Origin of the sequence: Bacillus sp. FSL L8-0099 (assembly GCF_038006385.1) — a bacterium.
Taxonomy (GTDB): domain Bacteria; phylum Bacillota; class Bacilli; order Bacillales; family Bacillaceae_G; genus Bacillus_A; species Bacillus_A toyonensis.
This window is the reverse complement of record NZ_JBBOVC010000001.1, coordinates 4,953,054-4,967,029: the sequence shown is the minus strand read 5'-3', so window position 1 is coordinate 4,967,029 and position 13,976 is coordinate 4,953,054. Positions and strand designations below refer to the sequence as shown.

General features: G+C 35.7%; 11 protein-coding genes and 1 other annotated feature. Of the genes, 4 read left to right on the top strand and 7 right to left on the bottom strand.

What is annotated here, in order from left to right:
• The first annotated feature begins 109 nt into the window (after nt 1-109).
• The 3 genes from MHH42_RS25500 to nprB all read left to right on the top strand — a co-directional run bounded on the left by MHH42_RS25500 (nt 110) and on the right by nprB (nt 3,075).
• Complete coding sequence (locus tag MHH42_RS25500) at nt 110-520, top strand: MarR family winged helix-turn-helix transcriptional regulator (protein WP_000845485.1); 411 nt, start codon at nt 110-112, stop codon at nt 518-520.
• 51 nt (nt 521-571) lie between these two features.
• Nucleotides 572-1,267 (top strand): pirin family protein, encoded by a 696-nt coding sequence (locus MHH42_RS25495; RefSeq protein ID WP_000488949.1) that lies wholly within the window; start codon nt 572-574, stop codon nt 1,265-1,267.
• 158 nt (nt 1,268-1,425) lie between these two features.
• The gene (nprB, locus tag MHH42_RS25490; RefSeq protein ID WP_033657331.1) at nt 1,426-3,075 is read left to right on the top strand and encodes a neutral protease NprB; all 1,650 of its coding nucleotides are present in this window, start codon (nt 1,426-1,428) and stop codon (nt 3,073-3,075) included.
• 42 nt (nt 3,076-3,117) lie between these two features.
• On the opposite strand, the gene MHH42_RS25485 is transcribed toward nprB, so the two are convergent.
• From MHH42_RS25485 to MHH42_RS25470, 4 genes are all read right to left on the bottom strand, one after another.
• Nucleotides 3,118-3,435, bottom strand: coding sequence for a metal-sulfur cluster assembly factor (locus MHH42_RS25485; protein WP_340894491.1), 318 nt, complete (start codon nt 3,433-3,435; stop codon nt 3,118-3,120).
• A gap of 116 nt (nt 3,436-3,551) precedes the next feature.
• The gene (locus MHH42_RS25480) at nt 3,552-5,243 is read right to left on the bottom strand and encodes a methyl-accepting chemotaxis protein (protein WP_340894488.1); all 1,692 of its coding nucleotides are present in this window, start codon (nt 5,241-5,243) and stop codon (nt 3,552-3,554) included.
• A 225-nt stretch (nt 5,244-5,468) separates the two neighbouring features.
• Nucleotides 5,469-7,163 (bottom strand): methyl-accepting chemotaxis protein, encoded by a 1,695-nt coding sequence (locus tag MHH42_RS25475; RefSeq protein WP_000878427.1) that lies wholly within the window; start codon nt 7,161-7,163, stop codon nt 5,469-5,471.
• Between the two features lie 411 nt (nt 7,164-7,574).
• Nucleotides 7,575-8,393, bottom strand: a complete 819-nt coding sequence (locus MHH42_RS25470) for a class I SAM-dependent methyltransferase (RefSeq protein ID WP_340894485.1) — start codon at nt 8,391-8,393, stop codon at nt 7,575-7,577.
• Nucleotides 8,394-8,505: 112 nt separating this feature from the next.
• Nucleotides 8,506-8,776 (top strand) — a binding site (T-box leader).
• Nucleotides 8,777-8,826: 50 nt separating this feature from the next.
• Here MHH42_RS25470 and metG point away from each other — a divergent pair.
• On the top strand, nt 8,827-10,461 hold the full coding sequence (gene metG, locus MHH42_RS25465; RefSeq protein ID WP_340894484.1) for a methionine--tRNA ligase: 1,635 nt from the start codon (nt 8,827-8,829) through the stop codon (nt 10,459-10,461).
• Between the two features lie 42 nt (nt 10,462-10,503).
• Here metG and MHH42_RS25460 read toward each other — a convergent pair whose 3' ends face one another.
• The 3 genes from MHH42_RS25460 to MHH42_RS25450 all read right to left on the bottom strand — a co-directional run bounded on the left by MHH42_RS25460 (nt 10,504) and on the right by MHH42_RS25450 (nt 13,625).
• Nucleotides 10,504-11,406, bottom strand: coding sequence for an EamA family transporter (locus tag MHH42_RS25460; RefSeq protein ID WP_000410521.1), 903 nt, complete (start codon nt 11,404-11,406; stop codon nt 10,504-10,506).
• A gap of 136 nt (nt 11,407-11,542) precedes the next feature.
• Nucleotides 11,543-12,982, bottom strand: coding sequence for a sensor histidine kinase (locus MHH42_RS25455; protein ID WP_000201947.1), 1,440 nt, complete (start codon nt 12,980-12,982; stop codon nt 11,543-11,545).
• Nucleotides 12,960-13,625 (bottom strand): response regulator transcription factor, encoded by a 666-nt coding sequence (locus MHH42_RS25450; protein WP_000148831.1) that lies wholly within the window; start codon nt 13,623-13,625, stop codon nt 12,960-12,962. Before MHH42_RS25450 ends, MHH42_RS25455 begins: the two co-directional genes overlap by 23 nt.
• Between the last annotated feature and the right edge of the window lie 351 nt (nt 13,626-13,976).

Here is a 13,976-nt window from a genome sequence, read left to right as displayed (position 1 = left end):
ATAGTGGAGAAATAGCGCTATGCTTCCTTTGTTACTTACTAAAAATAAGTAATTGACTTCTATAAAGTTTAGTTCTAAACTAATAGTATGAAACGAGCGAGGTGATGAAATGAAAACAGAAGATAGATTAGGACTACTATTATGGTTTCGTTTATCACGTTTTTATAACAAGAGTATTCGTGAGACGAATCAGCATTTGAAAAAATGGAATGTATCTGCCGCTCAGTTTGATGTACTAGCTCAAGTTGGAGGACATAATCGTTTAACGCAGCAAGAGCTTGGGAAGAAGCTATTTGTTACGAAAGGAAATGTCACGCAGCTTTTAAATAAAATGGAGCAGCTGGACTGGATTGGGCGTGAACAAGAAGGTACTACGAAATATATTTCGTTAACAGAAACGGGAAGAGCTTTATATGAGGAGATCGTCCCGCCCCAGGAAACGTTCCAAGCGGAGCAGTTTCATAAATTAAATATAGAAGAACAAAATCAATTATTAAAATTACTAAAAAAATTACAGTAAGAAACAATTTTAAAGTAAATCTTGAATTCGAGATAATATGAGGTGAAGGATATGTTTAGAAAAGTTGATCATAAAAATATGGGTAGAGCAAATCACGGTTGGTTAAATACACATTTTCATTTTTCCTTTGCTAATTATTACAATCCAAATAATATGAGTTTTGGAGCGTTACGTGTTATTAACGATGATTTAGTAGCGGCACAAACTGGGTTTGATATGCATCCGCACCGCGATATGGAAATCATTTCTTACGTTGTAGATGGTGCCTTAACACATGAAGATAGCATGGGGAATAGAGGAACAATTGAGCGTGGACATGTTCAATATATGAGTGCTGGTACTGGTGTATTTCATAGTGAACATAATTTAGGAAATGAAACATTGCGTTTATTACAAATTTGGATTTTACCAGACCGTGCTGATCATAAACCAAACTATGGTGAGTTTAAATTTGATTGGAGTAAACGTGAAAATGAGTGGTTCCATATGGTTTCCCCAGTGGACGGTGATGCGCCAATTCAAATTCACCAAGACGCGAATTTATATTCTTTATCGTTAGAGGCAGGAAAAGAAATTCATTTTCCTGTGAAAGAAGGCCGTCAATTGTACCTTGTACAAATTGAAGGAAGTAGTGTGATAAATGGTGAGATACTTGTTATGCGCGATGCGGCAGAAGCAGTAGAAGAAGATATTCATATTCAAGCGAAAGAGCAATCACACTATTTAGCAATTGAGCTAAAAAAATAACAAAATGTTTATAAAAAAGAGGACACCTGATAGGGTGTCCTCTTTTTGTGTGGAATTATCTGAAAAATGTTTCTCAAATTTTTGGAAGAGGTATCGGGTTAAAAATTCAGAATTTTATAAAAGTGTCAAAAATCTTTATGGGAATGGGGAATGTTATAGTGAAAAAGCAAGTCATTTCATCAGCATTAGCGTTAACTGTTATCGCCGGGGGATTTGGAACGTTTGGAGCAACGACAACGAAAGCAGAAGAACAAAAAATTCAATATCATCAAGAATTTAAAACACCTGCATACATAGGTGAAGAATGGAAAGCACCGGAAGGACTAGATAAAAAAGAGACGGTCTTTCAATATTTAGAGAGTAAAAAAGATATGTTTAAACTAGCAGGAAATATTGAAACACATTTTAATGTCGTTGGGGAAGAAAAAGATGCTGAATCTGGTACGACACATGTGAAGTTAGTTGAGAAACATAATAACATTCCTGTGTATGGTTCAGACCAAACTGTTACACTAGATAAAGAGAATAATGTAAAAGCATTCTTCGGACAAGTTATTCCGAATTTAGAGGATAAAAATATTCCTACCTTTGCAAGTATTAGTGCAGAACAAGCAGAAACAATTGCAAAGGCAGATATTGAAAAAGAAGTTGGTAAAGTAAAGAATTATGATGGTGTGAAAAAAGATTTATTTGTGTATGAAAAAGATGGAAACTACTATCTTGCATACTTAGTTAAGGCATCGATTTCAAAACCAGCTCCAGGCTATTGGCATTACTTTGTTGATGCAACAAATGGAAATGTGATTGAGAAATATAATGCTGTAGATAACATTACAGGATTTGGTTACGGAGTATTAGGTGCTAGACAATCATTTGAAATTGCTCAAAATGAGAAGACAGGAGCATTCCATTTATTTGATGGTAAGCGTGGACAAGGTGTTCATACGTTTGATGCAGAGAATATGGATGAAAACTGGTTTAACATATTCTCACAATGGTTTGGATATACAGGTGTCGAAGTAGAAAGTAAAAATAAGTTCTTTGATGACAAAGCAGCGGTTGATGCGCATGTAAATGCAGGGAAAGTATACGATTACTACAAAAAGACATTTAACCGTAACTCTTTCGATGATAAAGGCGCGAAGCTGATCTCCTCTGTTCACGTAGGAGAAAGCTGGAATAACGCAGCTTGGAACGGTATCCAAATGATGTATGGTGATGGAGATGGCAAGACATTTATTCCATTATCTGCTGGCCTAGATGTTATCGGGCACGAATTAACACATGCTGTAACTGAGCATACAGCAAACCTTGTTTATAAAAATGAATCAGGTGCGTTAAATGAATCGTTATCTGATATTATGGGTGTCATGGTTGAGAAGAAGAGCTGGGATTTAGGTGCTGATATTTATACACCTGGTAAACCTGGTGATGCGCTTCGTTCTCTGAAAGATCCAGCATCTATTCCAAACCCATTAAAACCAGGTGAAGGTTACCCAGATCATTACAATAAACGCTATACTGGAACAGCTGATAATGGCGGCGTTCATATTAACAGTAGTATTAACAATAAAGCTGCGTACTTAGTATCTGACGGTGGCACGCATTACGGCGTGAAAGTAACTGGAGTGGGCCGTGAAGCGACAGAAAAAATTTACTACCGTGCTCTTACTAAATATTTAACTGCAAACTCTGACTTTAAAATGATGCGTCAAGCAGCACTTCAGTCAGCAGAAGATTTATATGGTAAAAACTCTAAAGAGTTACAAGCTGTAACGAAAGCTTATGATGCAGTAGGCGTTAAATAATAAGAGAAAAAGACCTGACTATGACGTCAGGTCTTTCTTTATTTAGTCGCGAATACCTAATGCGATTTTCGCCATACGTGACATACGTTCTTTCGACCATGGTGGATTCCAAACGACATTTACTTCTATTTCGTTTACTTCAGGTACGTTCGTTGATAGTACTTTTTTAACGTCTGATACGATTTGACCAGCCATTGGGCAGCCGATAGAAGTCATCGTCATTGTAATGACAGCATTATTATTTTCATCCGCTGTAACGTCATAAACTAATCCAAGATTGATAATATCAACACCTAGTTCAGGATCAATAATAGCTTCTAAGTTTGCATATAATTTTTCTTCAAATGCTTGTTGTGACATGTGTAGCACCCCCTACAGATTAATGATATCGATTCTCATTATAACGGATATATGTATAATGTGCAGGGAATGAGCTCAAAAAAATATTCCTCTTGAAAGAGGAATATTTTTTTGAGCTATTCAATTTTAAAATGAGATACGAGTTGATCTAATTCTTCAACCGTTTGTTTCATTTGTTTTGCAGTTACTGTCATTTCATTCATAACAATAACTTTCTGCTCAGCAGATTGTGCCGTTGCGGCTGTTTCACTAGATACTTCATTTGAAATAGAAGCGATGTTATTAAGTGAAGCGTTCATTTCTTCAGCGCTTGCAGCCATTTCTTCAGCAGTTGCTGATATGTCTTGCATTTGAGTTGATACTTTATTTACTTGTTCAACAATTGTTGTGAAAGAAGTACCAGCCTCACGAACGACAGTAATGCCTTCAAATGCTTCAGAACGACCTTTAGACATCATAGAACTAGCTGTTTCTGTATCATTTTGAATTTGATTTAGTAATTGGTTAATATCTGTTGCAGCAGTTTTAGATTGTTCCGCAAGTTTACGGACTTCATCAGCTACGACAGCAAATCCTTTTCCTTGCTCACCAGCACGAGCTGCTTCAATAGAAGCGTTTAAAGCAAGTAAGTTTGTTTGCTCAGCGATATTAGAAATAGATTGTACAGCCGTATCAATATATTTCGTATGGGTGATTAGACGTTCGACTACTTCTGATGTAGCATTTACAGCTTCATGTATCGTTGTCATTTGTGAAACAGATTTTTGGATAACAGTACTTCCATCGTTAGCATGTTCAGATGTAGCTACAGCAAGTTCGGCTACAGATGAAGCAGATTCAGCGATGCGTTGAACGCTTATTGCCATATCATCCATCGCAGTTGAGCTTTCTTCCATACTAGAAGTTTGCGATTGAATACTTGAATTTAAGTTGGACATCGAGCTTTGAACTCGTATTGTTGCCTCGCGTGATGTATTAGTCTTTTCTAGCATATTTTCAGAAGCTGTTTGTACTTCTACAGATGTTTTTTGAACACGATTAATGATATGTTGCAGGTTTGCTAACATTTTATTAAACGATGATGCAATTGCACCGATTTCATCATTGCTATTTACTTGTAGACGGGCTGTTAAGTCGCCTTCTTGAGAGGCTAATTCTTTTAGCTTAATATCAATTTGTTGAATTGGTTTTACAAGCTTACCAGAGAACCACCATGCAAGAATAATTGCAGTTACAATACAAATAACAAGTGATAAGAAGACAACATATTCAATTCGTAGTGAAGATTGATCGATTTTTTCAATAGATTGTTCGCGTAATTTAGCTTGTTCATTACTGTAATTTGTGAAATCACCAATTACTTTATAAACAGTACCATTTTCTGTAGAAGCTACTTGTAAAGCTTCTTCCCATTTTTGTTCTTTTGCAAGAGTGAATACTTTCTCTTCAATGAACTTTCTCCAAGTGGATCCTAATTCCATTGTGCTTTTCACGGACTGAGAAGTGTTAGGGTTAGAAAGAAGTTGCCCTTTTGTATCTTCAAGACGTTTACTCATCTCATTAAACTTGTCTAATTCGACTTGATCATGTTGTAGTAAATAACCTCTTAAAGCAGAAAGTTGTACTTGATAAGCGTCTCCGCGCTCTTTCAATTCTGTTGCAAGAGGAGAAATTTCTTTTTGTAATGTTTCAGCTTTATGAGACTGATCCATGGTAAAGAATAAAATAAAAGCTAAGGCAATGCCGAATAAAGCACAAATCGTTCCCATCATGAACATTAGTTTTTTTCTGATACCTATAAAATTCATATGATAAAAAGCCTCCTTTGTGAAATCTTAGTATTAGAATTAATTAATGTAAAAAATTGAAAGAAAGCTTTATTCCAGTAGGAATAAAGCTTTCCTCTTTCCTTTAGGAATTATAGCAGACAGAATGGGAGATAGAAAGAGATATTTTAGCGTGAAAAAAGAGAGACTCTAAATCGCTCTTTCTAACAATTTAGAGTTCGTAGAAGTATAAATGGAATTTTCATTTTAACCATTTGTTTTGAAATGAGAAACGAGCACTTCAAGTTCTTGTACAATTGTTTTCATTTCTGATGATTTTTTAGCAACGATACTCATTTTGTTTACTTGGTCACCAGCTGAAGTTGCTGTTTGTGATGTTTCGGCAGCAACTTCATTTGAAATAGAAGCGATATTATTTAAAGCTGCATTCATTTCTTCAGAACTTGCGGCCATTTCTTCAGTAGTTGCAGACATTTCTTGTATTTGTGTAGATACATTGTTAATGTGATTAACAATTTCTGAGAATGAAGATCCAGCGGTACGAATGACTGTAATTCCTTCAGAAGCTTCTGACTGACCTTGTGTCATCATGTCATTTGCTATTTTTGTGTCCGCTTGAATTTGATGAAGTAAATGGTTAATATCAGTTGCTGCTAGCTGAGATTGTTCAGCAAGTTTTCGTACTTCATCGGCAACAACAGCGAATCCTTTTCCATGTTCACCAGCACGGGCCGCTTCAATAGAAGCATTTAAAGCGAGTAAATTCGTCTGCTCGGCAATATTAGAAATAGATTGAAGTGCAGTATCAATATGATTCGTATGTGTAATAAGTCGCTCTACCACTTGTGATGTAGCGTTAACAGCTTCGTTAATTGTATGCATTTGTGTAATAGACTTCTCAATGACTTTATTTCCATCATCTGCTTTTTCAGAAGTTGTAACAGCTAGGCTAGCGACAGAAGATGCAGTTTCTGCAATACGCTGAACACCCGTTGCGATATCATCCATTGCGGTTGAACTTTCTTCGATGCTAGAAACTTGGGAACGAATATTGTGCACAAGAGCATTCATAGTCTCTTTCGATTTTGTGGTATTTTCCATAGAAGCAGTTGTTTCGATAAATACATTTTCAGAAGCTTCTTTTACACTTGTTGATGTTTGTTGAACTTGCTTTATTATACGCTGTAAGTTAGCAAGCATTTGATTAAAGGAATTTGCAATGTCACCAATTTCATCTTTACTCGTTACGTGTAATCTAGCGGTTAAATCGCCATCTTGCGAAGCTAATTCTTTTAACTTCGCATCAATTTGTCGAATCGGTTTAACGAGTTTACCAGAGAACCACCATGCCAATAGAATAGATGTTAATGTACATGTAATGAGTGAGAAGAAAATAATATATTGAATAAGGGATGAAGAAGACTCTACGTCAGCAATTAATACATCCCGTTTGTCATTTTCTTCATTTGTATATTTAGTAAAACGACTTAAAAGGTCATTTACATAATCTGTTTGAGCAAGAGCAATTTTGGATGCTTCATCCCATTTTCCTTCACGCGCAAGAGGGAGGACTTCATTATCTACGACGCTGCGCCATTTTGCTCCCATTAAAATGGCCTCTTTCATTCCTTCTGGGAGTTTTTTATCACTTGTTACTTTCTCCCTAGTATCAGCTAGTTTTTTTCCTTCCCGGTTGAATTTATTCAATCCTTTTTGGTCATGTGATAGTAAATATTCTTGTAAACCAGCGACCTGTGCTTGGAACCAATCGCCACGTTCTTTTAAAATCGTTGCTCTTTTCGATACATCATTCTTTAACGTTTCGATTTCACTTGCTTGATGCATCGCAAATGAAAGAATAACAATAAGAGCAATGCTAAATAAGGAAGAAATGCTTAAGAGTGTGAACAGTAGTTTTTTTCGAATGCTAACATATTTCATCGTTACCCCTACCTTTTAAAACTGTTTATTATAATTTATAAATATTTAGAACGAAATTAATAAAAACATGATTAAGAAGTTATTAATCTGTTCCATGAAAATTATAGCAGATAATGGAATATGGCAGATTAATGTGAGTAAATGTTCTTAAAATGTATACATTTGTATATCAAAAAATTCATAAATAAAAATTAGAAATGGTATTGTAATTTGAAATAACATCATGTATACTTCTAATTAGTTGATAACGATTATCAGTATCAACTGAAACATTACTCTTCGTTATGTTGGTCATACCCCTTTTTGACGACGTAAGTCAGAGACAAAATGTTGAAATATCTTGTGTCCTATTCTACAGAATTATGGTAATCTCCAACCTCAACTTATATGCGTAAGCATGCAAAAAGGATCCTATCCGTGAAGGGATCCTTTTTTGCATGTTGTCGCAATTAATGTATATAGACCTGGTATACGTTCTTCAATTCCTTCAGGTGAAGTAGAAGGGAAAACCCACCTTTGATGAGATCCGTGTTCTTCAACTAGCTTTTCAATTTTAAAACGTTCTTCCGCAAGTGTTGTAATTATTTCTCCTAGCGTCCAGCGACGGATGGTTGTTTTAGGCAATGATTCTTTCTGCGCTTCTGTAAGAAGGATGCTATAAGCCACATCATCTTCAATCAATTCTTCATCGAAATAATTTCCATTAGCGTGAAATGATGGGTGGTCTACTCCTAGTAATTTCGTGTAAACAGGATGATAGTCACGAAGGATAAGTGTTCCATCTCCTTTAAGCATGGTAGCAATTTTTTGAAAGAGCGGTTTTAAATCTAGAAAGTAATGGAGTACACCAAGTTCCAGTAATACGATATCAAATGATTCGGAGAGCTGCACATTTAGTACATCAGAAACGACATACTGGATAGAGACACCTGCTGCTTCTGCAAGTTCATTTGCATATTTTGCATTACTTGCTGAAATATCAACCACTGTTACGTCAGCTCCTAAAAGAGCGAGAGCAACGGCTTTATTTCCTTTTGACCCGAGTAAATTAATGATACGTTTTCCTTTTGGAGATTGTATGTAAGGTAAATAGTGATCTACCTCGCGCATAGGATCTTCTATGAGTTTTTTCGCATAATCCGCTGGTGCTCCGTGGCGATTCGTCCAAGCTTCATAAGCAGCTGCATTCCAGCTTTTTTCATTCATCATGCTTAGTTGCTTTTGATTCAATGTTATCACTCCTTTTACGAACGTATAGTTATTCGGCAGGAAGATGGGATTTCCTGTTTTTTGAAATAGAGTTTGATTTTTCTGTAATTAAGTCGTAAAATACGTGTTATACGTAAAAGCGTTGAAAAGGAAAAGTAGGATGAAACCATTCTTTCCAGAGAGCTTCGGTAGGTGAGAAGAAGCAAGAATATTCATTTGAACAATGGCCTTTGAGCTTCGTCCTGAACTTATCAAATGATAATAGTAGGCGGCGACGAGAGTTGGTACTCGTTATCAAAACCACAGTATAAGAGCATATAGCTCCGTACTTGTTAAGGCTAATTATGTGAGTGATTGGCGAAATAAGGTGGTACCGCGACTGTTTATACAGCCCCGCCCTTATCTTTTTTAAGATAAGGGCGGGGCTTTTTATATTTTAAAGGAGGAATATAGGATGAGTATTTTTATTGGAGGCGCTTGGCCGTATGCAAATGGTTCATTACATCTTGGGCATATTGCCAGTTTGTTACCGGGAGATATTTTGGCACGTTATTATCGGGCAAAAGGTGAGAATGTGTTGTATGTTTCAGGAAGTGATTGTAATGGAACACCGATTGCAATTAGAGCAAAACAAGAAGGTGTGACGGCGAAGAAAATTGCTGATAAGTATCATGAAGAGTTTGAGCGATGTTTTCGTAGCCTTGGTTTTACTTATGATTGCTATACACGTACAGATAGCGAGCATCATCATGAAACAGTTCAAAAAGTTTTTTTGCGTTTATTAGAAGAAGGTTATATTTATAAAAAAACAGTGGAACAAGCATATTGCGAAACGTGTACACAGTTTTTACCAGATCGTTACGTAGAAGGAATTTGTCCTCATTGCCATGAAGCAGCAAGAGGAGATCAATGTGATGCTTGTTCGGCCATTTTAGATCCACTCGATTTGTTAGAAAAGAAATGTAAGTTATGTGGTAGTACGCCATCCGTACAGGAAACAGAGCATTTCTATTTCGCACTGCATACATTTCAGGAGCAAATTAAAGGAGTCGTAGAAATTGCAAAACAAAAAGGAACATGGCGTGACAATGCAATTCAGCTAACAGAAAGATATGTAAAAGAAGGGTTGCAAGATAGGGCAGTATCGCGTGATTTACCAGTCGGGGTTCCAATTCCAGTGGCAGGATACGAAGATAAGAAAATTTACGTATGGATTGAAGCAGTGACAGGATATTATTCTGCAAGTAAACATTGGGCTGAAAAAACAGGGAAAGATGACCAAGAGTTTTGGGATAAAGAAACGAAAACGTATTATGTACACGGAAAGGATAATATTCCATTTCACTCTATCATCTGGCCAGCGGTATTACTTGGAGTAGGAGAAGAAGCGATTCCTCGTCATATCGTTTCAAATGAGTATTTAACGGTAGAAAAAAGAAAATTATCGACAAGTAAAAGCTGGGCAGTATGGGTACCTGATATATTAGAAAGCTATGATCCAGATTCGATCCGTTACTTTTTAACAGTAAATGCACCAGAAAATCGTGATACTGATTTTTCGTGGCGTGAGTTTATTTACAGTCATAATAGTGAATTGTTAGGTGCATATGGGAACTTTGTGAATCGGACATTAAGGTTTATTGAAAAGTATTATGATGGCGTTGTACCGAAGGGAACTATTCATGTAGAGCTGAAAGATAAAGTAGAAGGATTATATAAATATGTAGGAGCGGCTATTGAACAAACTAAATTTAAGGTGGCGTTAGAGACAATATTTGATGCAGTACGTTTTGCAAATAAATACTTTGACGAAAAGCAGCCTTGGAAACAAAGAGAAGATGATCCAGTTTCATGTGAAGAAACGATTTATAATTGTGTTTATCTTATCGCTAATTTTGCAAATCTCCTTGAACCATTTTTACCATTTTCAAGTGAAAGAGTTCGAAACACATTGTCGATTGTTAAACGAAATTGGGAACCGCAAAATACGTTGCCGAATAGAATTGATAGCGTACAGCCATTATTTGAGCGAATCGATGTAAAACAAATTGAGCATGAGATAGAGAAACTGTATGGAGCGGTAAAGTGAACGAGAGAGAAAAGACCTTTCAAGTAAATGAAAGGTCTTTTCTTATGCACTATGCACACGATTATGTTTGTTTTCTTTTCTATACGTAAGGAGCTGAGGAGTGAAAATACCAAACAATATAAATATAATTCCAATCCACTGCATAAGCGTTACAACTTCATGTACAAGTGTAATAGAAGCGATAATGGCCGTTGGTAATTCAGCTGCTCCTAATATTGTACCAAGTCCTATTCCGACTTTCGGTACACCAATTGAAAAACAAATGACAGGTACGACAACGCCGAACAATCCAAGGAAGAAAGCATATTTCCATAGACCGGCTTGCAGGGCACCATCTGTTAAAAAGGTTGGCGGGAAGAATAGGCAGACGATAAGGGTAGCACTTGTTGTCATGAGAAAGCTTTTCGTATAAGGCGGAACATCTGTAGCAACGCGTCCACTTGCAAAAACATAGAATGAAAAAGAGACAGCAGCTAATAATCCAAAGATAATACCTTTCGTAGAAAAACTTTCTCCTAGACCTTCAAAGACACCGCCAGCAAACAATGTACCAGTGAATAAAATGATGATAGATATAACTTTTTCACGGCTTGGAAACGTTCGATTTGCAATAGCTTCGATGACTACTCCGATCCATGTGAACTGGAAGAGTAGAACGACAGCGATAGATGCTGGCAGTTCTTCTACAGAAATAGCATAGAAAATACCAGTCATACTCATTGTTGTGCCGACTGTTAATAATGACAAGAATTGCTTTTTTGTTACTTTATGGCGTGAAAAGAAAAGAACGAGCAGAAGTAGTCCAATCCATCCGAAGACATATTGTCCCCCTAATAGTTGATGTGCTGAAAATCCGTTAATAAATCCGAGTTTGAAAATAGTTGAAAGCACGCCGTAGCTACAAGCACCGAGTAAAACGAGTAGTGAATACTTAAACTTCTCCATAAAAATCCTCCTTTTAAAATAAAAAACGCCCGCTATCCAAATAAGGACAACGGGCGAACGAAACAGAGTAACATACTCTACAAAATTCCGCCATTCATACAAAGTATGAATTTGGGGTATGAAATTACAATAGGTTTTACATTGCCTTTGGGAATACAATGGAGCATTTTACACCTTGAGGTGTGTTTTGTATTCCATAAGGAAACTGATGTTTATCTAATATTTGTTTTACAATATATAACCCAAGACCACTACCTTGTACTAAGCCATGTTTGTCAGGATTTGCGCGATAGAATGGCTCAAATAAATGGGCAAGTTTATCTTCATCAATTTGAGAACCTGTATTTAATACTTCTAATGCGTAACCGTTTGGCTTTTCATAAAGCTTTATATATACATGCTGATGGTCAATTGTATAATGAATTGCGTTTGAAATAATGTTAAAAATAGCAGTTTGCATAAATTTAGGATCAGCTAAAATTTGTACATCTTGTTTAATGTTAGATTGAACATTTAACTGTTTTACAGATACAAAATAATCTACTTTCTTTATAACGTCCTCAATAATATTAGTCAATGAGATAACTTTTAAATTGGGTTTAAATTGAGGGTTTTGTATTTTGGATAATTCTGACACCTTTTCCGTTAATATGTTAATATCTTGCATCATCTCATATGAACGTTTTAAATATTTATCTCTATCTTTATAAGCGCCAATTCCGTGAATCATGCCATCGAGTTGTCCCATAACGGCTGCGATTGGTGTTTTTAATTCATGGGATATCATAGACATAAATTCTTTACGAGATTGTTCTAATTGTTGTTCCTTCTTGATTTCATTTCTTAAATCTTGATTGCTTTCATGTAAATTTTTCACAATAGTAGGTACTTGTGAGGCAGCTACTTGCAAATTAAAATCTGTTTGATCTGTATTTTTGTTAAGTAGCTTTTTATCTGAGAAATCAAGATTCATAATATCTTTTAAAGCATCGCTCATATATTGGAAAGGTTTGGCGATTATTTTTGCGTAGATTAAAGATCCAAGCAGAGATAATGCAAGCATTGTCGCCCCAATATGTGGAGCTAATTGCTGCAACACATCTGTTAACGATGGATTATCATGTGTATCATTTGTTTTACTTGCTGCATTTTGTGTATGTAAGGCATCATTGTTAGTAACTTGCTTTTCCGCTTCTGTAAGTGAAGACGTTGTGTTACTTTTCCCCGGAATATTTTGTGCATGTTCTTTTGCTTTTGCAGTTTGGCTAGGCTGCAAAAGATGATTGATGGCTGTAGAGAGTGTATTCATGTCTATTTGAGAAGATTGAAAATTAGAGATGCTACTCTCTGACACAGCTTTATTTTGCTTTGTTTTACTTTGGTCGTTTTGTTTGTCTGATTCCGCTTGTTCCGCAGTTTGCGTTCCAGACGCTCTCAAACGATCTTTATCGTAATTTGAGGCTAGAAAATAAATAATTTGATAAAGACAAAGTGATAACAAAATACAAAATAATAAGGTTTTGATGAATATATTTTTGGTGATGTTGTCTTTGCTACGATTCGATTTTGTAGCCAATGCCTTTCACCGTTTTAATATAAGGAATTTCTAATTTTTTTCGTAAGTTTTTAATATGTGTATCTATAACTCTCACATCACCAAAATGTTCATAGCCCCATACCTTATTCAACAAATCACTTCTTGATAGTACTTTTCCCCGATTTTGCAGTAAAGTATATATAATTTCAAATTCTTTTGTAGTCAATTCAATTTGATTACCATGAACATAAGCGGCATATGCTGTAGAATTTAACATCAATTCATGGAATTGTAGTATAGTTGCAGCTTCTGCTTCCTTCGTTGCTGCCCTTCTCAATACAGCTTCTACACGTTTTATAAATACGGTGTAATGGAACGGTTTTGTAATATAGTCATCAATACCTAACTCAAATCCTTTAATTTCACTTTCTTCATTATGTAAGCCTGTTAGCATAATGATTGGTACATCAGATTGTCCTCGCATAATTTTACAAATACTATAGCCATCTATATCTGGTAACATTACATCGAGGAGGACAAGGTCGTATGAATTTTTTTGGAAAAGAAGAATGCCTTCTGTACCAGCACCAACTACATCAACAGTAAAGTTTTGTGCCATTAGAAATTCACGAATAAGTTCTTGTATATCTGGGTTGTCTTCAATCACCAGTATATGCGTCATAGTAACACCTCCTAAATAACGCTTTTTACTGCAATATTCGAATTCATCATTTTTCGGATGACTCAGATTGTTTATACATATAATAAGCCCCCGCTATAAAATAGTAATGAAAGTAGCAAGGGGGATTGTTTAGTGTCACTGAATATTTCAGAATTACAGTAGTTCTATTATAGTATGTATTGTAAAATTTATAAAATATTATAACTGTATAATTTTAATATCCATGTTTATCAATGTTACGATGATGTTGAACGCAATCTATTTTTATTATATATGTAAATACAGTTGTTTTGCTACTGTAAATGAATAAATAAAATAAGCCAAGACATAAAATTCTTGGCTACACGTAAA

Coding starts and splice junctions, on each gene's coding strand:
- MHH42_RS25500 (WP_000845485.1), top strand. CDS start 110: ATGAAAACAGAAGATAGATTAGGACTACTATTATGGTTTCGTTTATCA.
- MHH42_RS25495 (WP_000488949.1), top strand. CDS start 572: ATGTTTAGAAAAGTTGATCATAAAAATATGGGTAGAGCAAATCACGGT.
- MHH42_RS25485 (WP_340894491.1), bottom strand. CDS start 3,435: ATGTCACAACAAGCATTTGAAGAAAAATTATATGCAAACTTAGAAGCT.
- MHH42_RS25480 (WP_340894488.1), bottom strand. CDS start 5,243: ATGAATTTTATAGGTATCAGAAAAAAACTAATGTTCATGATGGGAACG.
- MHH42_RS25475 (WP_000878427.1), bottom strand. CDS start 7,163: ATGAAATATGTTAGCATTCGAAAAAAACTACTGTTCACACTCTTAAGC.
- metG (WP_340894484.1), top strand. CDS start 8,827: ATGAGTATTTTTATTGGAGGCGCTTGGCCGTATGCAAATGGTTCATTA.
- MHH42_RS25460 (WP_000410521.1), bottom strand. CDS start 11,406: ATGGAGAAGTTTAAGTATTCACTACTCGTTTTACTCGGTGCTTGTAGC.
- MHH42_RS25450 (WP_000148831.1), bottom strand. CDS start 13,625: ATGACGCATATACTGGTGATTGAAGACAACCCAGATATACAAGAACTT.